The following is a 22,536-nucleotide window of genomic DNA, read 5'->3' as shown; positions in this document are numbered from 1 at the left end:
TGGGGGGTGGGAGGAAGTTCAGGGTGCGAGAAGCGGTTCGCCGGCGGGGCTGGTGGGGGCTCAGCCGGCGAACCAGCGCACCGGCTTCGGCGCCAGGTTCTGGTAGACGTGCTTGGTCTCGCGGTACTCGGCGAGGCCGGCGGGGCCGAGTTCACGCCCGGTGCCGCTCTTGCCGAACCCGCCCCATTCCGCCTGCGGCAGGTAGGGGTGGAAGTCGTTGATCCAGACGGTGCCGTGGCGCAGCCGTCCCGCGACGCGCCGGGCGCGGCCCGCGTCGGCGGTCCAGACGGCGCCCGCGAGCCCGTACTCGGTGTCGTTGGCGAGGAACACCGCCTCCTCCTCGGTGCGGAAGGTCTCGACGGTGAGGACCGGGCCGAAGACCTCCTCGCGTACGACCCGCATCTCGCGGTGACAGGCGTCGAGGACGGTCGGCTCGTAGAAGTAGCCGCCCTCCGGACGGGTTTCGGACGGCTCGGGACGCCTGCCGCCGCAGCGCAGCACCGCGCCCTCCTCGAGCGCGGAGGCGACGTACGACTCGACCTTGGCGCGCTGCTGGGCGGAGACGAGCGGGCCGCACTCGACGCCGTCCTCGGTGCCCCGGCCGAGCCTGATCCGCTGGGCGCGGCGGGCGAGTTCGGTGACGAAGCGGTCCCGGACCGACTCCTCGACGATCAGCCGGCCACCCGCCGAGCAGACCTGGCCGCTGTGGATGAAGGCGGCGTTGAGGGCCTGGTCGACGGCGGTGTCGAAGCCCTCCTCGGTGGCGCAGGCGTCGGCGAAGACCACGTTGGGGTTCTTGCCGCCGAGTTCGAGGGCGACCTTCTTGACGGTGGGGGCGGCGGCCTGGGCGACCTTGGTGCCGCTGACCAGACCGCCGGTGAAGGAGACCAGGTCGACGTCGGGGTGCTCGGCGAGCCGGGCGCCCACGGTGTGGCCGGGGCCGGTGACCAGGTTGGCGACGCCGGCGGGCAGACCGGCCTCGAGGAGCAGGTCGATCAGCGCGATGGTCGTCATCGGGGTGATCTCGCTGGGCTTGATCACGAAGGTGTTGCCGGCCGCGAGCGCGGGGGCGATCTTCCAGCTCGCCTGGAGCAGCGGGTAGTTCCAGGGGGTGATCAGGGCGCAGACGCCGACCGGTTCGTGGACGACGACGCTGTGGATGTCCGGTGAGCCCGCGTCGACCACCCGGCCGGGAGCCTCGCCCGCGACCAGGTCGGCGAAGTAGCGGAAGGCGTCGGCGACGCAGTCGATGTCGACGCGGCCCTCCTCGACGGTCTTGCCCGCGTCCCGGCTCTCCAGCAGGCCGAGTTCCTCGCGGTCGCGCACGAGGAGGCCGGCGACGCGGCGCAGCAGCGCGGCGCGCTCGGCGACCGGCGTGCCGGGCCAGGGTCCGTGGTCGAACGCCTGCCGGGCGGCGGCCACCGCCCGTTCCGCGTCCTTCTCGTCACCCTCCGCGACCAGGGCGAACCGCCGGGCGTCCGCGGGGTCGAGGATCTCGCGCGTCGCGCCGGAGGCCGCTGCCAGCCATTCCCCTGCCGCGTGGATCGTCGCCTGGTCCTGTCGTTCCGTTCTGTCCGCCATGATCGGTATTGCCTTCCGTTCCTGTTCGGTGCCCTTGTGTCACGCAGGGGGCGTGCTCAGGGACCGTCGCCGCCTGCCCACGACTGCGGGCCCGCATGCCGAATCAGTGGCCCACAGTGCGCGGCGTCACTGAAAATTCGTGCGAAAACGGACAGAAACGGGTTATCTGCGGCGCGGCGCTCAGTCCATCGGTGGGTCACAGCCCGTGTCGGGCGGGCAGAAGCCGCTCAGTGCGGTGTCGAGCAGCTTCAGCTCGTCGTCGCCGCCGTTCTTGTCGGAGCCGTAGGCGGCGATGGCGTAGATCCGCCCGTCCACGGCGATGAAGCGCTCGTCGTAGACGTGCCAGACGCCGACGTCCGGTTCGCCTTTGATGCTGTCGGCCAGGTATTCCATGCGTGAGCCGACGAAGTCGCCCTCGTCGAGGTTGAGCAGGGAGAGCTTCTGGAATCCCGGCGGCTTGGCGGTCGTGTCGGACAGGTACGTCTCGAACGACTCGTCCGGGGACCCCTCCGCCACCTGGTAGATCTGCAGCCGCTGCTTCTGGTCCGGGCTGCGGTAGTTGACGATCCTGATGCCGTAGGAGGAGGGGAGCGTCGACCGCGACCAGCCCTTGGGACGTGCGATCCGGAAGCCCTCGCCGTCGTCGTACGACTCCCAGTCCGCGGGCAGCGGGCTCGCCGAGGGAGAGGGCGTGGTGACGTCCTCCGTGGCGGAGGCGGAGCCGGACGGGCCGTCGGACGGCACCGGGGAGTCCGTGACCGCGGAGGCGCTCGGCGAGCCGGCCGCCGGTGCGGACCGGTCGTGATCATCGGACCCGACCAGGAAGGTCAGGACGAGGCTCGCGGCGACACCGACCACGGCGGCGCCCGCGACGACGGTCCAGACCGTTCTCCGGCTGGGCCCGCCGGTGCGCGCGGGCGCCGGTCCGGGCGGCACGGGCCACTCGGGCGAGGACCAGCCCGCCCCGCCGCCCGCTTCGGTGCCGCTCGGTCCGCCCGGCGCGCCGGCGGAGGCGCCCGGCCAGGGGCCTTGCGCGACGCCGGACGAGTCCGGCCACGACGACGCCGGCGCGGGCGGTGCCTGCCGGGGCACCGCGGGCGCCGGAGGCGTGGACGGCACCGACTGCGTCGGCTCGGGCACCGGCGGAACGGATTCCGGGAGGACGGAGTCCGGCGGGACGGACGCGCCCTCGGCGGCCGTCGGTGGTCCGGCCGGGGGCCACACGGGCGCCCGGTCCGGCATGGCCGGCGGTGGTGATGTCACCTGTGCGCCGGCCTGCCCCGGCTCGCTGTCCTCCCAGCGCTGGGTCTCCTCGTTCCAGTACCGCGCTCCCCCGCTCATGGCCTCCGCCTCACAGCCCCACCAGGCCGGCCAGCGTGCCCGCCGAGGCGAGCAGGCCGACCAGCGCCTGGGAGTCGTCGAGCAGCCGGCGCAGGCGCTCGCGGCGGGAGGGGGCGGCCTGGCCGGTGCGGGTGATCTCGTCCTCCGTGTCCGCGAGGGCGGCGTCGAGTTCCGCCGTCCGGTCGTCGGCCCGCACCCTTGCCAGATCGGCGCGCAGCTCGCGCACGGCCAGCAGCAGCTCCTCGGCCGCAGCGTCGCGCGGCGCGGCCGTGCCGTGGTGGCTCTCGGCGTGCGCGCGCTCGCCGATGGCGAAGGTGCTGTGCGACACATCGCCGATGCTGACCCTCGGCTCATCCGTTGTCATCTGCGTCGGCTCCCTTCTGCGGCTCGCCGCCGCCGTGCGTCGAGGAGGCGGAGGCGTTGTCGCCGACGGCGAAGGTGCTGCCCTCGACCCTGCCGATGTGCACGCCCCCGTTGCTGATGTTGTTGATCTGCTGGACGAACTCGCCGGTCTGATAGCCGGCTTCGGCGAGCGCGGCGCGCACCCCGTTCGCCACCCGGTCCTGGATGCTCTTCAGGTAGCGGGAGGCGTCCATGCCCTGGAACTGCGAACCGGCCTCGGCCGAGCCCAGTTCCCGGACGGAGAGCGCGGGCCCGTCCGGCAGCGCGTTCGCGTACCCGCCCGTGAGCTGCCGCCAGCCGTACGCCACGGCCCTGCCGAGGACGATCAGGGATCCGGCCGCGGAGCCCGGTACCCGGGTGACGGCCCAGACCGCCTTGCCCAGCGCGTTGTTGTGCTGGTACCGGTGGGCCGTACGGTCGGCCTCCTTGAAGACCGGGCGCACCGGCGGCAGCACGTGCGGGGCGATCTCCAGCATGAGCATCCGGCCCTGGGTGTGGACGCGCACGAAGACCGTGACGACCAGTTCCTCCTCCCAGCCGCCGACGCGGACGCGCAGGAAGTGCCGGCGCTTCTCCGCGCCCTCCTCGACCGCGTGCGCCCGGTGCTCCTCGAAGGCCTGCGGCAGGTACGGCGCGTCCTCGCGGCGCAGCAGACCCTCCGCGGGCAGGAACACGCACTCGTCGATCTCCAGCCAGCGCAGCCGGTCACGCACCCCGGGCCCCGCGTACTCCGCGGGCAGCCGGAGCCGCTCCACCAGCGGCCGGATCTTCTCCAGCACCAGCCGGTTGCTGATCGGCTGCTGTTTCTTCAGCGCGTCGGGCTTCAGCTCGACGGCCAGCACCCAGTCCTCCTGTGCCACACCGGCCCCGCAGAACGGACGCGCCTCGTGGTACATGATCAGCGGCGCGTGCTGCTCCGTGCGAATACGGTGCTTGAGCCACTGGAACCGACGGTTCTCGCCCTGCTCGGCGGGGTCGTTCGCGGCGTCGGGGAAGCTCTGCGGGGACAGCTCGGCGGTCATGACGCGGGCGAACTGGCCGCGCTGGGCCGCCAGGCACACGGCGACGAGCACGAGGACGACCAGGGCGGCCCAGGCCTGCCAGGCCTTGAAATGAGCCCCGGAATCACCGGAGCCCGGCAGGAAGACATCGCTCAGGCTCGGCGAGTCGGAGCTCCCGTACGAGTCGTACGAGTCGTACGAGCCGCCGTAGGAGTCGTACGAGGTGCCGCCGTCGCCCCCGCCGCCGAACGCGGCGACCAGGGTGAACCCCAGCATCAACGCGAGCAGGATGCGGCCCCACCAGCGGAACAGGAAGGCGGGCACCACGCGGTACAGAGGGGCCACCGGCGAGCGGCCCCTGATCCGGACGCCGATCGCGAGGTACAGGCTGGGCAGCAGGTAGAGGGCCAGCAGCCCCCGGGTCAGCGCCGCCCCCACCAGCCACAGGCCGATGACCGCCCCGGCCCACTGGAGCTCCCGCCGGCGGGCGCGCAGTGCGTGCGCGAGGACGCGGGCGGCGTCGAGACCGAGCGAGGGCGCCACGAACCGCTGCTCGTTGAGGTGCAGTTCGCCTATCACCCGGTCCCGGTAACCGGGATCCAGGTACGTGCCCGCGCACAGCAGCCGGGTGGCCTCGCTGGCGTGCGGTGGGGTGGGCGGCGCTGCGGATGGTGCCGCCGCAGGCGTCGGCTGCGGTTGCTGCGGCACGAATGCGGTGTTCACGCGATTCCCCCGAGGCGTGGTGAGTCACTCGTTGAAGAGGTGAGTTGACGAACCATCAGCATAGGGCAACGGTGTGACACCGGGCGGGCCCGCGCCCGCATGCGAGCGGGCCCCGCTCCGGAGGAACCGGAGCGGGGCCCGCTCATGTGCACGGCGTCACCGCCGCGGGTGTCTCAGATGAGGCCGAGGCCGCGGACCGCCTCGCGCTCCTCCTCGAGCTCCTTGACGGAGGCGTCGATGCGGGCGCGGGAGAACTCGTTGATGTCCAGGCCCTGGACGATCTCGTACTTGCCGTCCTTGGCGGTGACCGGGAAGGAGGAGATCAGGCCCTCCGGGACGCCGTAGGAGCCGTCCGACGGGATGCCCATGGAGGTCCAGTTGCCCTCGGCGGTGCCGTTGACCCACGTGTACACGTGGTCGATGGCGGCGTTGGCGGCGGAGGCGGCTGACGAGGCGCCACGGGCCTCGATGATCGCGGCGCCGCGCTTGGCGACGGTCGGGATGAAGTCCTCGGCCAGCCACTTCTCGTCGTTCACGACCTCGGCGGCGTTCTTGCCGGCGACCGTGGCGTGGAAGATGTCCGGGTACTGGGTGGCGGAGTGGTTGCCCCAGATGGTCAGGCGCTTGATGTCGGCGACCGTCGAGCCCGTCTTCTTCGCGAGCTGGGTCAGCGCGCGGTTGTGGTCGAGGCGGGTCATCGCGGTGAAGCGCTCGGCCGGTACGTCCGGCGCGGCGGCCTGGGCGATCAGCGCGTTGGTGTTGGCCGGGTTGCCGACGACCAGGACCTTGATGTCGTCCGCGGCGTGGTCGTTGATGGCCTTGCCCTGCGGCTTGAAGATGCCGCCGTTGGCCTGGAGCAGGTCGCCGCGCTCCATGCCCTTGGTGCGGGGGCGGGCGCCGACGAGCAGGGCCACGTTGGCGCCGTCGAAGGCGACGTTCGGGTCGTCGCTGATCTCGATGCCCTGAAGGAGCGGGAAGGCGCAGTCGTCCAGCTCCATGGCCGTGCCCTCGGCGGCCTTCAGCGCGGGCGTGATCTCCAGGAGGCGCAGCTTGACCGGCACATCCGCGCCGAGCAGCTGGCCGGAGGCGATGCGGAAGAGCAGGGCGTAACCGATCTGGCCGGCCGCGCCGGTGACGGTGACGTTCACGGGAGTGCGGGTCATGGCGTTCTCCGTATGACAGCTGGCGGTGGGGCGGCACGGCCCCGGATGATCGATCTCTTGGCATCAAGAGAATCCAGCGGTCAGGCTATCGCGCATCCGCCATGCGAGACGTCCGGGGCCCTGTGGCCCAGCCCACAAGCCGTGCCGCCGGGTCGTGGGGCGGGTCGACGGGAGTACGGGCGAGGCGGCCGCCCGTCCGGGAGAGGAGGACGGAGACGGCCGCCGGTGGGGGTACCGGACCGCCGGACTCCCGTGGGGGTACGGTTCGCGTGCCCAGGTTCCCGGGGCCCATGCGCCCCGTCAGGGAAATCCACCCGAACGGGCCCTTCCACTTGCCGTCCCGCCCGCGGCCGCTTCCTTCGCCCCGCCCGCCGGCCCGCCGCTTCGCGCGGTCCGCTACTTCGTGCAGCCCGTCTGCCCGGAGGCGAGGGTCGCGCAGGCCTCCGCCTCGGCCGCGTCCTTCACGGCGACCATCGGCGTATAGGCGATGGTGTCCCCGGCGGTGGTGATGTCGCCCCGCCGGCGCGCCTTGCCGGCCGAGACCTGGACCTGGTCGCCCTGGACGCCGCCGGTTATCCGTCCCCAGGCCGCGCCGCAGGTCCGGCTGTAGCGCACCTCGAGGGTGGCCGCGCCGACGGTGGCCGTCTTCGCGGTGGTCACCAGGCTGCCGCTGCAGCCCATCGTCTCCGCGTCCTTGCCGGTGCAGGCCGAGCCGGCGCACTTGACCCCGGCGGGCAGGCTGGGGCGGGTACTGGCGGTCGGGGAGGGCGACTTCGTGGCGCCCTCGTTCTTGCCGCCGCCCCGGTTCGTGAGCAGGAAGACGGCCGCGACGACGACCAGAACGGCGCCGGCACCCGCGAGGAACATCGTCAGCCGCCGCTTGCCGCCCGGCCCCTTGGCGGAACGGCTGCCCGCGGCGCCCTCCGGCTGCTGCGGCCCGCCGTACGGGGGCGGCGGAACCGGCGGGTGGCCCGCGCCGTCCGGCACGGGCACGGGACGCGTGCCCGGGCGGCCGCTCGCCCGCGACGGGCCCTCGTAGCCCGCGAGACCCCAGGAGTTGACCTCGGGAGCCGGGCCGCGGCCCGCCCGCTCGCGGTCGTCGGCGTCGGACGCGGTCGGCTGGGCCGGCACCCGGGGCGGGGCGCCGGCGGGGCCGGCACCCGGGGCCGCGGTGGCGCCGGTGCCCCGGTGGGCCGTCCGCGTACCGCCCGTCCCCTGGGCCTCGACCTCGGCCGCCCCGAACTCCCCGAGCGCGGCGCGCGCCTGGGAGATACGAATCTGCTCCATGGTCCGGTCGTGCCGCATCTCCGCACGGCTCCAGGCCCGCTCGGCCAGCTCCCACATCGTGGTGAGGTGGACCGGGTGGGTACCGGTGACCTCGGCGAGCGCCACGATCGCGCCCTTGGGCGCGAGGAGCCGGCCGCCCAGGTAACGCTCCCAGGACGTCTTGCTGTAGCCGGTCCGGTCCGCCAGCGCCGCGATGCTCAGGCCGCTGCGGTCCACGAGCGCCCGCAACTGGCTCGTGAACTCCTTGATCTGCGGATCCAGCTCGTCCGGCAAGGCTTTCCATCGAGGCATCGCGCTTCCCCCTCTTCCCCCCGGTTGGTGCTGTTGGTTCCCCACGCCGTTCCCCGCGCGTGACCCTCGCGCCGGTCCGGTCCGTTCCCGGCGCGACATCGTTCTGGCCTACCCACAGGGATGTGCCGACCAAGGATCCCAGTTCCCGGAGCGGGGGCGCGCGGGAGCACCGGTTCCACCGGCCGCGCGCCCGCCTCCACGGAGCCTTCGTAACGTAGCGCCGATTCCCCGGGACAGCGACACGGCCCGCACACATGTGGCAGTGCGCGGACACCGTAGCGGAACGGTCACTTCCGTGCCACAGCGCGCGGACAGCCGTTGAACTGGCCGTTCACGGCAGGGAAGGCTTACGTCCTGACGGCGGTCCGTCCTTGCTCGGGGGAGGGGACGGGCCGCCGTTCACGGCACCGGCCACCGGACGGCCCGTCAGGAGCCGTGCCGGTGGCGCTACTTGGTCAGCGTGAAGTGCAGTACGTCTTTCAGGAACGGAATGCTCAGCCAGGGGTTGGGCTGGACCGTCATCGCCAGCAGCACGATGGCGAGACCCAGGACGCCGTAGGTGACGATGTCCGTGAACCGCGAACGGACGGCGAGCATGCCGACGCCCGGCAGCGCCCAGCGCAGGGCCGCGCCGGCCAGCAGCGCGGCGCCGATCAGCAGGGTGCCGTAGCGGAACACGTCGAGCGCGGTCAGCAGCAGGCCGAGCGCCACGGCGGACAGCACGACGAGCATCGGCCACTGCCGGGCGGGTGCCGGAGCGTCACCCGGGGCGGCCCGGCCGCCGCCCTCCGGGCGGGCGGTGTCCCTGGTGAACAGCGGGAAGCGGCGCGTGACACGCCGCGGGCGCCCCTCCGCGTCGGGGGCGCTGATCGCGTCGCGGGCCGTCGGTCCGGTCGCCGTACGGTCGTCCTCAGCCGGCACTGCGCTCCGCCGCCTCGACCACGTTGACCAGCAGCTGCGCCCGGGTCATGGGGCCCACACCGCCCGGATTCGGGGAGATCCAGCCGGCCACCTCCATCACGTCCGGGTGGACGTCGCCGACGATCTTGCCCTCGGCGTTGCGGGAGACACCGACGTCCAGCACGGCCACGCCCGGCTTGACGTCCTCGGCGCGGATCAGGTGCGGGAAGCCGGCCGCCGCGATGATGATGTCGGCCCGCTTGAGGTGGGCGGACAGATCACGGGTGCCGGTGTGGCACTGGGTCACGGTGGCGTTCTCGCTGCGGCGGGTGAGCAGCAGCGGCATCGGGCGGCCGATGGTCACACCGCGGCCGACGACCACGACCTCGGCGCCCTTGATCTCGACGCCGTGGGCCCGCAGGAGGCTGATGATGCCGTTGGGGGTGCAGGGCAGCGGCGCCGGCTCGTTCAGCACGAGCCGGCCGAGGTTCATCGGGTGCAGGCCGTCGGCGTCCTTGGCCGGGTCCATCAGCTCCAGGATGCGGTTCTCGTCGATGCCCTTGGGCAGCGGGAGCTGCACGATGTAGCCGGTGCAGGCCGGGTCGTCGTTCAGCTCCCGGACGACCGCCTCGATCTCCTCCTGGGTGGCGGTGGCGGGCAGCTCGCGCTGGATGGAGGCGATGCCGACCTGGGCGCAGTCACGGTGCTTGCCGGCGACGTACTTCTGGCTGCCGGGGTCCTCCCCGACCAGGATCGTGCCGAGGCCGGGCGTGACGCCCCTCTCCTTCAGCGCCGCCACGCGGGCGGTCAGATCGGACTTGATCGCGGCTGCGGTGGCCTTGCCATCGAGAATCTGGGCGGTCATGCCCCCCATCCTCGCGGATGACCGGCCCCCGGTTCCAATCCGGGTCCCCGCCGTCCAGCACCTGGGACGCCCCGGCGGTGGTCCTGGATGTCCGGACATGATCGACGATGTTGCACTTGCACAACGCATCGCGAATCCGGCTGGACAAGAACTCGCCTCCCCGACGACGATGAACGGCGCAGTATCGCGGTCCGGTTGGGGGGCAAACCGCTCAGATCCTGACGTACCTCCGTTCCTTCCGCGTCGTCCCCGCAGATCAAACGGAGGAATTCCGCCATGAGTTTCGGCTCGCCCAACCCCTATGGTCAGCCGCAGGATCCGCAGCAGGGTTACGGTCAACCGCAGCAGCCGGGTTACCCGCAGGCTCCGCAGGGCGTGCCGCCGCAGCAGGGCTACGGCTACCCCCAGCAGCCCGGTTACCCGCAGGCTCCGCAGGGCGTGCCGCCGCAGCAGGGCTACGGCTACCCCCAGCAGCCCGGTTACCCGGGTTACCCGCAGCAGGGCGGGTACGGGATGCAGCCGCAGTACGCGAACTGGGGCCAGCGGTTCCTCAGCAAGCTGATCGACATGATCATCTACATGGTCGCCTACGTCCCCCTCGCCGTCATCGGTGCCAAGGCGGGCGCCCCGCTGCTGACGCTGGTCGGTTTCCTGCTCGGCATCGGCGTCCTCGTCTGGCAGGTGATCCAGGAGGGCAAGACCGGCCAGACCGTCGGCAAGAAGGCGCTCGGCATCCGCACGCTCAAGGAGGACACCGGTCAGCCGCTCGGCGGCGGCATGGCGTTCGTGCGCCAGCTCGCCCACATCATCGACGGTCTGCCCTGCTACCTCGGTTACCTGTGGCCCGCGTGGGACTCCAAGCGCCAGACGTTCGCCGACAAGATCTGCGGCTCGATCGTGATCCGCAACCCGTGAGCTGAGCACCCGCACGACGAAGCGGCCTCCGGCCCCCGCGAAGGGGGGCCGGAGGCCGCTTCTCGTCGCCCCGCGGGCTCAGTGGAAGAAGTGGCGCGTACCGGTGAAGTACATGGTCACGCCCGCCTTCTTGGCCGCCTCCACGACCTGCTCGTCACGGATCGAACCGCCCGGCTGGACGATCGCCCGGACACCGGCGCCGATGAGGATCTCGGGGCCGTCGGGGAAGGGGAAGAAGGCGTCGGAGGCCGCGTAGGCGCCACGGGCCCGCTCCTCACCGGCCCGCTCGACGGCCAGCTTGCAGGAGTCGACGCGGTTGACCTGGCCCATGCCGACGCCGACCGAGGCTCCACCCTTGGCGAGCAGGATCGCGTTGGACTTCACCGCGCGGCAGGCCTTCCAGGCGAAGGCCAGCTCGGCCAGCTCGCTCTCGCCCAGGGCCTCGCCGCTGGCGAGCGTCCAGTTGGCCGGGTCGTCGCCCTCGGCCTGCAGCCGGTCGGTCACCTGGAGCAGCACGCCGCCGTCGACCGCCTTGACCTCGACCGGGTCGGCCGGGCCGTTCGGGGCCCTCAGGACCCGGATGTTCTTCTTCTTGGCGAGGGCCTCCAGGGCCCCCTCCTCGTAGCCGGGCGCGACGATGACCTCGGTGAAGATCTCCGCGACCTGCTCGGCCATCTCCTTGCTGACCGGCCGGTTCACGGCGATGACGCCGCCGTACGCGGAGACCGGGTCGCAGGCGTGCGCCTTGCGGTGCGCCTCGGCGACGTCCGCGCCGACCGCGATGCCGCAGGGGTTGGCGTGCTTGATGATCGCGACGCAGGGCTCGTCGTGGTCGTACGCGGCACGGCGGGCGGCGTCCGTGTCCGTGTAGTTGTTGTACGACATCTCCTTGCCGTGCAGCTGCTCGGCCTGCGCGAGGCCGGCGCCGCCGGCCTCGACGTAGAGGGCGGCCGGCTGGTGCGGGTTCTCGCCGTAGCGCAGGGTGTGCGCGCGCTCCCAGGTGGCGCCGAGGAAGTCGGGGAACGACGACTCGTCGACGGGGGCGTAGGAGGAGGCGAACCAGGAGGCGACGGCCACGTCGTAGGCGGCCGTGTGCTGGAAGGCCTCGGCGGCGAGCCGCTTGCGGGTGGCGAGGTCGAAGCCGCCGGCCGCCGCGGCGGCGAGGACGTCGGCGTACCGCTCCGGGCTGGTCACCACGGCCACCGACGGGTGGTTCTTGGCGGCGGCGCGCACCATCGACGGGCCACCGATGTCGATCTGCTCCACGCACTCGTCCTCGGAGGCGCCGGAGGCGACGGTCTCGCGGAACGGGTAGAGGTTGACGACGACCAGGTCGAACGGCTCCACGCCCAGCTCGGCGAGCTGCTCGCGGTGGCTGTCGAGACGCAGGTCGGCGAGGATGCCCGCGTGCACCTTGGGGTGCAGCGTCTTGACCCGGCCGTCCAGGCACTCGGGGAAGCCGGTCAGCTCCTCGACCTTGGTGACGGGGACACCGGCGGCGGCGATACGGCCGGCCGTGGAGCCGGTGGAGACCAGCTCGACACCGGCCTCGTGCAGGCCGCGCGCGAGGTCTTCCAGGCCGGTCTTGTCGTAGACGCTGACGAGCGCCCGGCGAATGGGCCGCTTGGTGCTCTCGGCGGTGGCGGTCACTGGATAACTACCTTTCGTCCCTCAATGCGATAGCCGTTGCGGGCGAGCCGCCCCACGACCTCGACGAGCAGCCTTCGCTCGACTTCCTTGATGCGCTCGTGCAGCGCGTTCTCGTCGTCCTCGTCCCGGACCTCGACCACGCCCTGGGCGATGATCGGCCCGGTGTCGACGCCGTCGTCGACGAAGTGGACGGTGCAGCCGGTGACCCTGGCGCCGTAGGCGAGCGCGTCGCGCACGCCGTGGGCCCCGGGAAAACTGGGCAGAAGGGCCGGGTGGGTGTTGACGAACCGCCCGCCGAACCGTGCGAGGAACTCCTTGCCGACGATCTTCATGAAGCCGGCGGAGACCACGAGGTCGGGCCGGTGCGCGGCCACGGCCCCGGCGAGGGCCGCGTCCCACTCCTCCCTGGTCTCGTGGTCCTTCACCCGGCACACGAAGGTCGGCAGTCCGGCCCGTTCGGCGCGGGCGAGCCCCTCGACACCTGCGCGGTCGGCCCCGACGGCCACGATCCGCGCGCCGTACTCCTGCGCTCCGGTGCGCTCGATCTCGTCCAGGAGCGCCTGGAGGTTGGTGCCGGATCCGGAGACCAGCACGACGAGTCGCTTGACCGCTCGGCCAGCGGGGGTGGCGGCCACGGCGGGGCCCTTTCTCGGTGAGCGACATGTCCGGCCGGCGGTTTGTGCGTTCGCACCAATGCTTCGCGCCCCGGGATACGGGGAAGTCTACGAAGCGGCCGACCGTCAGCAACGATACCGGCACTCCGGAAGGCCCCCTCGGGACGGGGGCGTGGCCGGAAGGTAGCGTTCGGAGGGAATCACTAAGGAGCAACCCCGGGAACGCGGTCGCCGTGCGGTGCGTTCACGGGGTGGAAGCTCAACGCGGACAGCCGCGCTCACCTAGGGGAAGACGCTCTTTTGATGCCCGATCGCAGCCTGCGACTCCTCACGTTCCCGCCGCTTCGGGCCCAGCGAGGCGAGCGTGCCGGCGTGCTGCTCCGGGAGCGGCCGGCCTCGCCGCCCGAGGCGCCGTCGGACGGCCGGGACGGCGACGGGCACGGTGGCGAGCGGCAGGACGACAACCCGTTCGCGCCACCGCCGGAGGGCACCCCGGACCAGCCGTGGCGGCCCCGCCGTCCCGAGGGGTCCGCGGGCCCCGAGGGCGGGGCCCCGTGGGGCAGCCAGTGGAGCGACCGCCAGCCCGGCCGCTCCCCCGGCGGCTTCGGTGAGCGTCCCGGCAGCCGGCCCGAGGGCCCCGGACCGGGCGGCCCGTCCGGCCCCGGCATGCGCTGGGATCCGACGGACCCGGCCCAGCGCCGCGCGCGCTACGCCCTGCTGTCCGGCATGTGGGCCGTCTTCTTCGCCCTGTTCAGCTGGCCGTACGTGGCGCTGCTGCTGGGCGCGCTGGCCCTGTACTGGGGCATCAGCGCCCTGCGCGCCAAGCCCCGCGATCCCGGCCCGGACGCCCCCGCCGCCGCCCAGGCCCCCGCTCCGGCGCCGGGCTCCCGCCCGCAGACCACGGCGGCGATCAGCGGCCTGGTCACGGCCGGCCTGGCCCTGCTCCTGGTGGGCATGACCTTCACGGTCCAGCTCGTCTACAGCGACTACTACACCTGCGTCAGCGACGCCCTGACCCACCAGGCCAAACAGTCCTGCGACCAGCACCTGCCGAAGGAGCTGCGCGGGGTGCTGGGGGTCGGCGACGGCTGAGGCCTCCGGCGCGGGCCGGTGAGCGGCCACGCGGCTACTCGTCGGCCGGCGGCTCGGGCGGACCGGGTGTGTCCGTCGGGGCCGCCGGGTGCGGCAGGGGCGGCCGGGCGGGCTGGGAGGGTGTCTCCGCGGCGGGCGCCGATGACGCGCCGGGTCCGTCGACCTGACCGGGTGGGTCGCCGGGAGTCGGACCACCGGCGGGCCGAGGCGCGTCCGTCACCGGGGACGGGGGCGGCAGGGGTGGCCATTCCGGGTTCGGCGGGGGCGTGGCGGCCGCTCGCAGGGCTTCCCAGCGGGAGGCCCGGGCGAGGTCGTCGTGCTGCCGGGCCGGGGCGTAGGGGCCGTCGGTGGGCAGGAAGTCGTACAGCTCGTCCTCGAGCTGTCCCCCGCCTGGCGTCTTGGTCGTCTGTCCGGCCTGCCCGGTCTTCGCCGGCTTCGGCGCCGTGTCCCTCGGGGGCTCCTCGGCGGTGGCCCTGGGTGCGGCCTGCCCGGCCCCCGTGTCCTTCGCCGCCGGCCCGGCCGGCTCCGCGTCCCGGGCCCGGCCTCTCCACAGCCGCCAGGCCCGTGAGATCAGCGTCACCGGCAGACCGGTCACCGTGATCCACAGCGCGGCCACCGGACCGCCCTGCCACCACACCGGGCCGAAGTCCGCCAGCGCGGCCGCGCCCAGGCGGCCGCCGGACAGCGCGGCGAGGAGCGCCACGGCCGCCCCGCACAGCAGCGCCGCCACGACCAGCGCCCCGGCCGTCCGCACGGCGGACCAGGATGCCGCCCGCTGCCCGGCCTCCCCGGCCCCCGTCCGTCCCCGCAGGCCCGCGGCCGCGCGCGCCAGGAACCAGGCCACCGTCACCCCGGCCGCCACCGGCACCACGCCCGCGCCCCAGCTCAGCCGGGTCCCGGGCCCCGCGTCCGGCACCGCCGCGAGCAGCGGGAACGGCGGCAGCAGCGGGGCGGGGTCGGAGGCGAAGGGGTGCACCAGGTGCCCGGTGCCGAGGACGAAGCCGGGGCCGAGGGCGTAGGACGCCGACCACACCGCCGCGTTCGGGATGAGCGCGACGCCGAGCAGCAGCACGGCGAACCGGCCGGTCCAGCCCGCCGTGAGCTGGAGGAACGACGCGCGCGCCACATCGCCGTGCAGCACCAGCGCCACCCCGAGCAGCAGCGCCCCGCCCCCGGCGAGTACCGCCGTCCCTGCCGCGGCGGCCCGTACCGCCGCGTCCAGCCGGGCCCACGCGTCCGCCCCGGTCAGCAGCCGTCGCACCGGCCCGGGCAGCAGGGGCAGCAGAGCGCGCAGAGGCCCGCGCGGGCAGCCGTGCGCCGTCCACACCCCGGCCGCCGCGGGCACCGCGGCGACCAGCGGCAGGCACACCGCCACCCAGCCCCACTGGGGCCGCAGGGCGCCGCCGGAGCAGTACAGCGCGGCGGCGACGCCGACGCCGAGGTAGCCGAGGACCACGCCCGTCCACGCCGTACGCGCCGGGACGGGGGGCGGGCCGTCGGGCTCGGGGGAGGCGTCCGTGGCGTCCCGCGCCGCCCGGTACACCAGCCACACCGGCAGCGCGAGGAGGAGCAGCGGCGTCACGCCCACCGGCTGGGCCGCGCCGGACAGCGTCTCGGTGCGGACCAGTTCGACGCCGTGTCCCAGCAGCCACAGGGCGGCGGCGACGTGGAGCGCGCCGTCGGGTCCGCTGTCGGGGTACGGCGAGCTGATCCACAGCGCCAGCACGAGGACGGCGAGCGAGCCGAGCCCGAGCGCGGCGGCGACCGCGCCGCCCAGCAGGCCGGCGCCCAGTCCGGGCGATCGGTCGCGCATTCCGTGCAGCAGCGGCGGCAACGACGGTCGGCGATCGGTCATCAGCGTCACGCCCGCCATGCTCCCAACGACACGCGCTTTCCCGTCGTAACAGCGGAACTCCCGATGTGTCGCTCAATATATGTTTATGTACTTTTTCGGCTGAAGGAGTGTTCTGTGACAGAAAGCCCGGCCAGCCAGTTGCCACCACCGAAGGAACGCCGACGCCTGCGGGAGTCCGGGTCGCTGACACAGGCTCAGCTCGCCGCGCGCGTCGGCGTCGGCCGTGCCACGGTCCGCGCCTGGGAGCGCGGCCACAGCACTCCGAGCGGCCAGGAGGGCGAGGCGTACGCCCGCCTGCTGGCCGCCCTCGCCGAACCCGCGTCCGGCCGGACGGGATCGTCCGCGCTGACGCCCGCCCAGGCCTTCGACGCGCTGTACGCGTTCTGCGCCCCCGCCCTCGCCCGGCAGGCCTACCTGCTCACCGGGCGCCGCGAGCTGGCCCGGGAGGCCGTGGAGCACGCCTTCCAGCTCGCCTGGCAGCGCTGGCCGGAGGTGGCCCAGGACCGGGACCCGGCGGGCTGGGTGCGGGCGGTGGCGTACGAGTGGGCCCTCTCCCCCTGGCACCGCTTCCGCCCCCGTCACCGCTCCCCCGAGCCCCCGCCGGCCGACCCCGCCGACCGCGCGCTGCTGAACGCCCTGCTCGAACTGCCGCCCTCCTACCGGCGCACCCTCGTGCTGTACGACGGCGTCGGCCTCGACCTGCCCGAGACGGCGGCGGAGACGGAGGCCAGCACACCCGCCGCGGCCGGGAGGCTGATCCGCGCCCGGGAAGCCGTGGCGGCCCAGGTCCCGCACCTGGCCGACCCCGCCGAACTGCACCGGAGGCTGGTCGAGCTCGCCTCCTCGGAGCGGCTGCAGCCGCCGCGACCGACGACGGTACGGACGACCGGCGAACGCCGGAACGTGTTCTGGACGCGCGCGGCCATCGCCTTCACGGTCGCGATCATCGGCTCCACGGCACTGACCCTGCGCACGGCGCCGACCCACTACGAACCGCCCATCGCCCCGGCCCAGGCGGTGCAGGGGGTGCCGCCACCGGCCGCCATGGGCCCCCTGTCCCGCGGGGAACAGGCACTGCGCGACAAGCTCCGCCACTCGCGGACGAGCGGCCCTGAACGTCTGACGCCCGTGGCCGGGTGACACCGCCGCGCCCACCGGCGCGGCGGGCGGAAAAGCCGGCAGGCCCGTCCCCCTGCGGGGACGGGCCTGCCGGCGCTCAGCTGGGAAAATCAGGCGCTCAGGATCTCCCGAGCCAGCTTCGCCGTCTCGGTCGGCGTCTTGCCGACCTTGACGCCGGCGGCCTCGAGGGCCTCCTTCTTCGCCTGGGCGGTGCCGGACGAACCGGAGACGATGGCGCCGGCGTGGCCCATGGTCTTGCCCTCGGGCGCGGTGAAGCCCGCGACGTAGCCGACGACCGGCTTGGTCACGTTCTCCGCGATGAACGCGGCCGCGCGCTCCTCGGCGTCGCCACCGATCTCACCGATCATCACGATCAGGTCGGTGTCGGGGTCGTCCTGGAACGCGGCCAGGGCGTCGATGTGGGTGGTGCCGATGATCGGGTCGCCACCGATGCCGACGGCCGTCGAGAAGCCGATGTCACGCAGCTCGTACATCATCTGGTACGTCAGCGTGCCGGACTTCGAGACCAGGCCGATGCGGCCCGGCTTGGTGATGTCGCCCGGGATGATGCCGACGTTCGACTGGCCCGGGGTGATGATGCCGGGGCAGTTCGGGCCGATGATCCGGGTCTTGTTGCCCTTCTTGCCGGCGTACGCCCAGAAGGCGGCCGTGTCGTGCACGGCGATGCCCTCGGTGATCACGACGGCCAGCGGGATCTCGGCGTCGATGGCCTCGACGACCGCGTCCTTGGTGAACTTCTCCGGCACGAAGATGACGGAGACGTTGGCGCCGGTCTTCTCGATGGCCTCCTTGACGGTGCCGAAGACCGGTACCTCGGTGCCTTCGAAGTCCACGGTCTGACCCGCCTTGCGCGGGTTCACGCCGCCCACGACGTTGGTGCCGTCGCCGAGCATGAGCTTGGTGTGCTTCATACCCGTGGAGCCGGTCATGCCCTGGACGATGACCTTGCTGTCCTTGTTGAGCCAGATAGCCATGGTGTGTTGTGTCCTCGTCCTGAGTGCTTACTTGGCGGCGTGGGCCAGCTCGGCGGCCTTGTCGGCCGCGCCGTCCATGGTGTCGACGCGCTGGACCAGCGGGTGGTTGGCGTCGGTGAGGATCTGCCGGCCCAGCTCGGCGTTGTTGCCGTCCAGACGGACGACCAGCGGCTTGCTGACGTTCTCGCCGCGGTCCTCGAGGAGCTTCAGGGCCTGCACGATGCCGTTGGCGACCTCGTCGCAGGCGGTGATGCCGCCGAAGACGTTGACGAAGACCGACTTGACGTCGGGGTCGCCGAGGATGATCTCCAGGCCGTTCGCCATCACCTGGGCGGAGGCGCCACCGCCGATGTCCAGGAAGTTGGCGGGCTTGACGTTGCCGTGCTTCTCACCGGCGTAGGCGACGACGTCCAGGGTGCTCATGACGAGACCCGCGCCGTTGCCGATGATGCCGACCTCGCCCTCGAGCTTGACGTAGTTGAGGTTCTTCTCCTTGGCGGCGGCCTCCAGCGGGTTGGCCGCGGCCTTGTCGTGGAGCTCCTCGTACTCGGGGTGGCGGAACTCGGCGTTCTCGTCGAGCGACACCTTGCCGTCGAGGGCGATGACCTCGCCGGAGACGACCTTCGCCAGCGGGTTGACCTCGACCAGGAGGGCGTCCGACTTGATGAAGGTGTCCCACAGCTTGATCAGGACGTTGACGACCTTGTCCGCGACCTCGGCCGGGAACTTGGCGGCCTCGACGATCTCGCGGGCCTTGGCCTCGTCCACACCGTCGATGGCGTCGATCGCGATCTTGGCGACGGCCTCCGGGCGGGTGGCCGCGACCTCCTCGATCTCCATGCCGCCCTCGACGGAGGCGATGGAGAGGAAGGTGCGGTTGGCACGGTCGAGGAGGAAGGAGACGTAGTACTCCTCGACGATCTCCGGAGCGGTCTCGGCGATCATGACCTTGTGGACCGTGTGGCCCTTGATGTCCATGCCGAGAATGTCCGTCGCCCGGGCGACGGCCTCGTCCGCGGAGGCGGCCAGCTTGACGCCACCGGCCTTGCCGCGACCACCGACCTTCACCTGCGCCTTGACGACGGACTTGCCGCCAAGACGCTCGGTGATCTCGCGCGCCGCCTCAGGCGTGTCGATGACTTCACCGGCCAGCACCGGTACATCGTGCTTGGCGAAGAGGTCCCTCGCCTGGTACTCGAACAGGTCCACGCGCTTCCGTCCCTATCAGTGATCTCGCGGTTCGTTGGATGCGTGGGCGTGCCGCGAAGGGCAACGTGACGTCCGCTGTGTCACAAGGGAAGCGCACACGGTGTCCGAGCGCGCGGCATGTCCGTCTCGCAGGTTATCGCCGCTTGCCGAGGGTCCCTAAATCGAGGGTCACACCTGAGCGGTGATACCTGTCACATGATGCCGGTTTTGCTGGCACGGCGTGCCGACCATGGGGGGATGCGCGCGGCCTCACCGGGCTGGGGTGGGCCCGGTGAGGCCCCCGAACGGGCCGCTGTGGCCCTGGACGGGTGGTCCCCACCCCAATGGGAACCACCCGCCCCGTGCCGCGGAGGTACGGCCGGACGGGCCGACGGGATTCGGCCGTCCGGGTCCGGTCCCCCCACGGAGTCGGTCGCGGACCGTCAGGCCCGCACCCCGTAGTGCTCCGTCAGGCCGTGCGCATACCCCGGAGCGGCGGTCTCAGCGGACCGCGCGGCGCCGTCCACGGCATGGGCGGCCAGCGGCCCGGCGGTGACCCGCGCGGTCCAGCCGAGGTCCCGGGCGAACGGGCCCACCTGCCGCGTGACGGGCCCGGTCGCGCCGACGACGCCGTCCGCGAACGGCACCGCCTCGCCGGCCACGCCGTACGCCAGCCCGCTCGCGCTGCCGCCGGCGCCGTCCACGACCGGCCGTACCGTCCCGGTGACCTGGTCCACGACCGGCCGCACGGCACCGGTGACACCGGCCGCGAACGGCGGCACATGCCCGGTCACGCCCTGCGCGAAGGCGCCGGCCTGCCCGGTCACCTCCTGGACGGCCGGCGGCACGGCGCCCACGACACCGGCCGCGAAGGGCGCCACGGCACCGGTCACGCCGTACGCGAGCGTCCCCGCGTCCGTGACGGCCTGCCCGGCGACCGGCACGACCTCGTGCACGACGGCCCCGGCGACCGGCGGCAGCACGGCGTCCGTGGTGCCGTGGACGACCTGGCCGGCCAGCCCGGTGGCGTACGGCGGCACACCGGCGACGGCCCCGCCGGCGACGGGAAGCACGTCGGCCAGGGCACCGCCGGCGGTGCCGTCCACTCCGGCCACGGCGGACCCGGCGGCACCGTGCACGCCGCCCACCGCGCCCGTCGCGGTGCCGTCGACGCCGGTCACGGCTCCGCCGGTGACGCCGCGCACGTCGGCCGTGGCGTCCGCGGCGAGCCCGCGCACATGTGCCACGGCGTCCGCGGCGGTGCCGCCGACGCCCTCGACCGCGTAGCCGGCGGTGGGCAGTACGCCCGACACGGCGCCCGTCGCGGTGCCCTGGACGCCCGTCACCGCGCCCACGGCGGTGCCGTGCACGCCCCCGACCGCGTGCCCGGCGGCCGGCACGACTCCCGCCACGGCCTGCCCGGCGACCGGCAGCACGCCGTCCACCGCGGCGGAGGCCACCGGCGGGACCGCGGCGGCGGTCGTCTCGTCCACGACCGGCGCGGCCGTGCCCGGCACCGCCCGCACGGTGCCCACGACACAGCGCTGAGCACCGGCGACCGTGCCGGTGACGTGCGCGGGCACGCCGGCGGCGGTGGTCCCGGCCCTGAGGCGGGCGTCCGTCGTGGTGGTCCGGAGCCCGGTCTGCGCGGCGGCCAGCGCCTCCTCCAGCTCGGGGGCGAAGGAGGAGAGCGGGCCGAAGAGGTAGTCGATCCCGCCCTGGGGGGTGGGGGCCGAGAGCGGGGTGACCACCTCGGCCGTCCGGGCGGCCGGGGTGACCACCTCGGCCGTCCGGGCGGCCCTGGCGGTGGTCCCGCCGAGGAGCCCGTCGCCCGCCTCCCGCAGGGTCTGGGCGTGCTGTGCGGTCCGCGCGTGCGCCTCGGCCCGGTCCTGGCCGGCGCGGGCGGCCTGCGCGCCCTTGATGGCCTGGTCGCCCCTGATCCGCTTGGCGGCCGGGGTGCCGGCGCCGGTGTCGGCCTGGTGGCGGGCCCGGTCGGCCGTGCCGGTGGCGGCCCCGGCCGTCTCGCGCGCCCCGGCCGCCGTGTCGGTGACGGTGTCGGTGGCCGTGTTCGTCAGCCGGGAGACGGTGCCGGTGACACCGGTGGCGCCGGCGACATCGGTGACGTCGGTGAGGACGCCGTCGACCGTGTCGGTGAGCGTGCCGGTCAGGGTGCCGGTGCCGCCGTCGGTGTCCGGTACGGAGACCGACGGGGAGGACAGCTCGTCGGCGCTGGCGGCGGCCGAGCCCAGCGCCCAGGCGCCGGTGACACCGGCGGCGATCACGATGGAGCGGCGGATGTTCTTGTTCATGCGTGCGTCAGTCCTTCGGAAACGGCTAGGGGTTTCCGTCCGGGGATCGCCGAGAGGATCGGGAAAGGGGGGCCCGGACGGGCGGGCAGACCTGTTGCGCCCCGCGCGACAGGTCGGTGGCGGGGAGGTCGGCCCTGGGGCCTAGCCGGGGAAGAGAGGGATGTCCCGGTGCCGTTCCCGGGTCCCTGGCGCGTCTACGCGCGCGGTGGCGCCGGGCAGGAGCCGCAGGGGCGCCCGGCCGTCGAGGGCGGTGGCGTGCGCGTCGCCGTGCCGGGACGCCGTGCCGTCGGCGGCCTGCTTGCCGAGGGCGCCGTCCGGGTCTCCGGGCGCCGTGGGCTGCTGGGCCGGGGCGCCGGACGGGGCGGTGGCATGGCGGGCCGGAATGTGTGCCGGGGCCTGCGCGGTGGCGGGCCCGGCGTCCGGTCCGTAGGTGGCGGCCTCAGGGCGCGCGGGGGCCGCGGCGCGGTCGCCGGGGCTCTTGGCGCTCTCGGCGCCGGGCCGGTCGGCCGGTCCGGCGGCCGGTGCCGCGCCGCCGTGCCGGTCCGGCCGGGGTTCGGGGATGACCGGTGCGGGCGGCTGGTGCACGGGCAGCCGCTCGGAGACTTCGGGGATTTCCGGCACGGGCAGCGAGGACGATCCGGGCAGCGCCGTGGCCCGTGCCTTGTCGAGGGTGCCGGCCGTCTCGCGCACGACGGTGCGCACGGGCGTGACGACGCGTTCGGTGACCGCCTCCACCGAGGTGACGGCCTGTTCGGCGACGGTCCCGTCGGTGACCCCTCGCACGGAGGTGACGACCCGTTCGGTGACGCTTCCCGCCGTGAGGGACCTCGCCGTGGCGGAACTTGTCGTGGCAGTCGGTGCCGTGACGGTTCCTGCCCTGGCGGTCGCTGCCGCGAGGGGCTTTGCCGTCGCGGCCGGTGCGGCGACGGCCCCGGCCCCGGCGGTCGGCGCGTCCTCGTGCCCGGTCCGCGGCAGTACCGAACTCACCGGGGTCGCGGGCGTGCCCTCGGCCGCGTGGGCCTGCTCCCCGCAGAGGAAGCCGAGTGCGAGCAGTCCGCCCAGCAGCAGCACCAGTTGGAGCGCACGCCGCCCGGCCGCGGTACGCATCGTGCGCACAGCGGTCCCGAACGGAGCTGCTGTCAGGGTCAAGAGGCGAGAGCTTCCTCGGGTCGGCGGGTGAAGGCGGCGTAGATACTCGCACGCACGGCCCGAGGTAGCGCAAGCCCCCTGTTACCAATGAGTAGC

18 protein-coding genes are annotated in these 22,536 nt (G+C 73.6%); 3 read left to right on the top strand and 15 right to left on the bottom strand.

From position 1 onward, the window contains the following. Nucleotides 1–60 precede the first annotated feature (60 nt). The 8 genes from ABZ478_RS04095 to ABZ478_RS04060 all read right to left on the bottom strand — a co-directional run bounded on the left by ABZ478_RS04095 (nt 61) and on the right by ABZ478_RS04060 (nt 9,554). On the bottom strand, nt 61–1,581 hold the full coding sequence (locus ABZ478_RS04095; RefSeq protein ID WP_359545166.1) for an aldehyde dehydrogenase family protein: 1,521 nt from the start codon (nt 1,579–1,581) through the stop codon (nt 61–63). Nucleotides 1,582–1,761: 180 nt separating this feature from the next. Next, nucleotides 1,762–2,922: a hypothetical protein gene (locus ABZ478_RS04090; protein WP_359545164.1), complete on the bottom strand. Its 1,161-nt coding sequence runs from the start codon at nt 2,920–2,922 to the stop codon at nt 1,762–1,764. Nucleotides 2,923–2,932: 10 nt separating this feature from the next. Beyond that, nucleotides 2,933–3,286 (bottom strand): hypothetical protein, encoded by a 354-nt coding sequence (locus ABZ478_RS04085; RefSeq protein ID WP_359545163.1) that lies wholly within the window; start codon nt 3,284–3,286, stop codon nt 2,933–2,935. After that, on the bottom strand, nt 3,273–5,048 hold the full coding sequence (locus ABZ478_RS04080) for a hypothetical protein (protein ID WP_359545161.1): 1,776 nt from the start codon (nt 5,046–5,048) through the stop codon (nt 3,273–3,275). Before ABZ478_RS04080 ends, ABZ478_RS04085 begins: the two co-directional genes overlap by 14 nt. 173 nt (nt 5,049–5,221) lie before the next feature. After that, complete coding sequence (locus tag ABZ478_RS04075) at nt 5,222–6,211, bottom strand: malate dehydrogenase (protein ID WP_359545159.1); 990 nt, start codon at nt 6,209–6,211, stop codon at nt 5,222–5,224. A 396-nt stretch (nt 6,212–6,607) separates the two neighbouring features. Beyond that, the gene (locus ABZ478_RS04070) at nt 6,608–7,789 is read right to left on the bottom strand and encodes a DUF2690 domain-containing protein (protein WP_359545158.1); all 1,182 of its coding nucleotides are present in this window, start codon (nt 7,787–7,789) and stop codon (nt 6,608–6,610) included. 447 nt (nt 7,790–8,236) lie between these two features. Next, nucleotides 8,237–8,710, bottom strand: a complete 474-nt coding sequence (locus ABZ478_RS04065; RefSeq protein WP_359545156.1) for a DUF3017 domain-containing protein — start codon at nt 8,708–8,710, stop codon at nt 8,237–8,239. Beyond that, on the bottom strand, nt 8,700–9,554 hold the full coding sequence (locus ABZ478_RS04060; protein WP_358938060.1) for a bifunctional methylenetetrahydrofolate dehydrogenase/methenyltetrahydrofolate cyclohydrolase: 855 nt from the start codon (nt 9,552–9,554) through the stop codon (nt 8,700–8,702). The genes ABZ478_RS04065 and ABZ478_RS04060 overlap by 11 nt, the downstream gene beginning before the upstream one ends. A 276-nt stretch (nt 9,555–9,830) precedes the next feature. On the opposite strand from ABZ478_RS04060, the gene ABZ478_RS04055 reads away from it, so the two are divergent. Continuing rightward, the gene (locus ABZ478_RS04055; protein ID WP_359545155.1) at nt 9,831–10,469 is read left to right on the top strand and encodes an RDD family protein; all 639 of its coding nucleotides are present in this window, start codon (nt 9,831–9,833) and stop codon (nt 10,467–10,469) included. 78 nt (nt 10,470–10,547) lie between these two features. Here the strand turns inward: ABZ478_RS04055 and purH are convergent, their stop codons facing one another. Both purH and purN read right to left on the bottom strand, forming a co-directional pair. Next, entirely contained in the window at nt 10,548–12,119 is a 1,572-nt protein-coding gene (gene purH, locus ABZ478_RS04050; protein WP_359545153.1) for a bifunctional phosphoribosylaminoimidazolecarboxamide formyltransferase/IMP cyclohydrolase, read from the bottom strand. Beyond that, complete coding sequence (gene purN / locus ABZ478_RS04045) at nt 12,116–12,754, bottom strand: phosphoribosylglycinamide formyltransferase (protein WP_359545152.1); 639 nt, start codon at nt 12,752–12,754, stop codon at nt 12,116–12,118. Before purN ends, purH begins: the two co-directional genes overlap by 4 nt. Nucleotides 12,755–13,036: 282 nt before the next feature. On the opposite strand from purN, the gene ABZ478_RS04040 reads away from it, so the two are divergent. Beyond that, nucleotides 13,037–13,825: a hypothetical protein gene (locus ABZ478_RS04040; RefSeq protein ID WP_359545149.1), complete on the top strand. Its 789-nt coding sequence runs from the start codon at nt 13,037–13,039 to the stop codon at nt 13,823–13,825. A gap of 34 nt (nt 13,826–13,859) precedes the next feature. On the opposite strand, the gene ABZ478_RS04035 is transcribed toward ABZ478_RS04040, so the two are convergent. Then, nucleotides 13,860–15,638, bottom strand: a complete 1,779-nt coding sequence (locus tag ABZ478_RS04035; protein ID WP_359545147.1) for a DUF6350 family protein — start codon at nt 15,636–15,638, stop codon at nt 13,860–13,862. A 156-nt stretch (nt 15,639–15,794) separates the two neighbouring features. On the opposite strand from ABZ478_RS04035, the gene ABZ478_RS04030 reads away from it, so the two are divergent. Beyond that, entirely contained in the window at nt 15,795–16,820 is a 1,026-nt protein-coding gene (locus ABZ478_RS04030) for a helix-turn-helix domain-containing protein (protein ID WP_359545145.1), read from the top strand. 89 nt (nt 16,821–16,909) lie between these two features. On the opposite strand, the gene sucD is transcribed toward ABZ478_RS04030, so the two are convergent. From sucD to ABZ478_RS04010, 4 genes are all read right to left on the bottom strand, one after another. Beyond that, on the bottom strand, nt 16,910–17,794 hold the full coding sequence (sucD, locus tag ABZ478_RS04025) for a succinate--CoA ligase subunit alpha (RefSeq protein ID WP_358935306.1): 885 nt from the start codon (nt 17,792–17,794) through the stop codon (nt 16,910–16,912). Between the two features lie 27 nt (nt 17,795–17,821). Beyond that, nucleotides 17,822–19,003 carry an ADP-forming succinate--CoA ligase subunit beta gene (gene sucC / locus ABZ478_RS04020; protein ID WP_359545143.1) on the bottom strand — a complete coding sequence of 394 codons (1,182 nt, stop codon included), beginning with the start codon at nt 19,001–19,003 and terminating at the stop codon, nt 17,822–17,824. 422 nt (nt 19,004–19,425) lie between these two features. Beyond that, nucleotides 19,426–21,291 (bottom strand): hypothetical protein, encoded by a 1,866-nt coding sequence (locus tag ABZ478_RS04015; protein ID WP_359545141.1) that lies wholly within the window; start codon nt 21,289–21,291, stop codon nt 19,426–19,428. Nucleotides 21,292–21,432: 141 nt separating this feature from the next. Then, the gene (locus ABZ478_RS04010) at nt 21,433–22,440 is read right to left on the bottom strand and encodes a hypothetical protein (RefSeq protein WP_359545139.1); all 1,008 of its coding nucleotides are present in this window, start codon (nt 22,438–22,440) and stop codon (nt 21,433–21,435) included. Nucleotides 22,441–22,536 lie beyond the last annotated feature (96 nt).

The sequence above is a fragment of the Streptomyces sp. NPDC005706 genome, from assembly GCF_040631045.1.
Lineage (GTDB): Bacteria > Actinomycetota > Actinomycetes > Streptomycetales > Streptomycetaceae > Streptomyces.
Note: the sequence above shows the minus strand (reverse complement) of the source record. Positions and strands in the feature narration are given on the sequence as shown.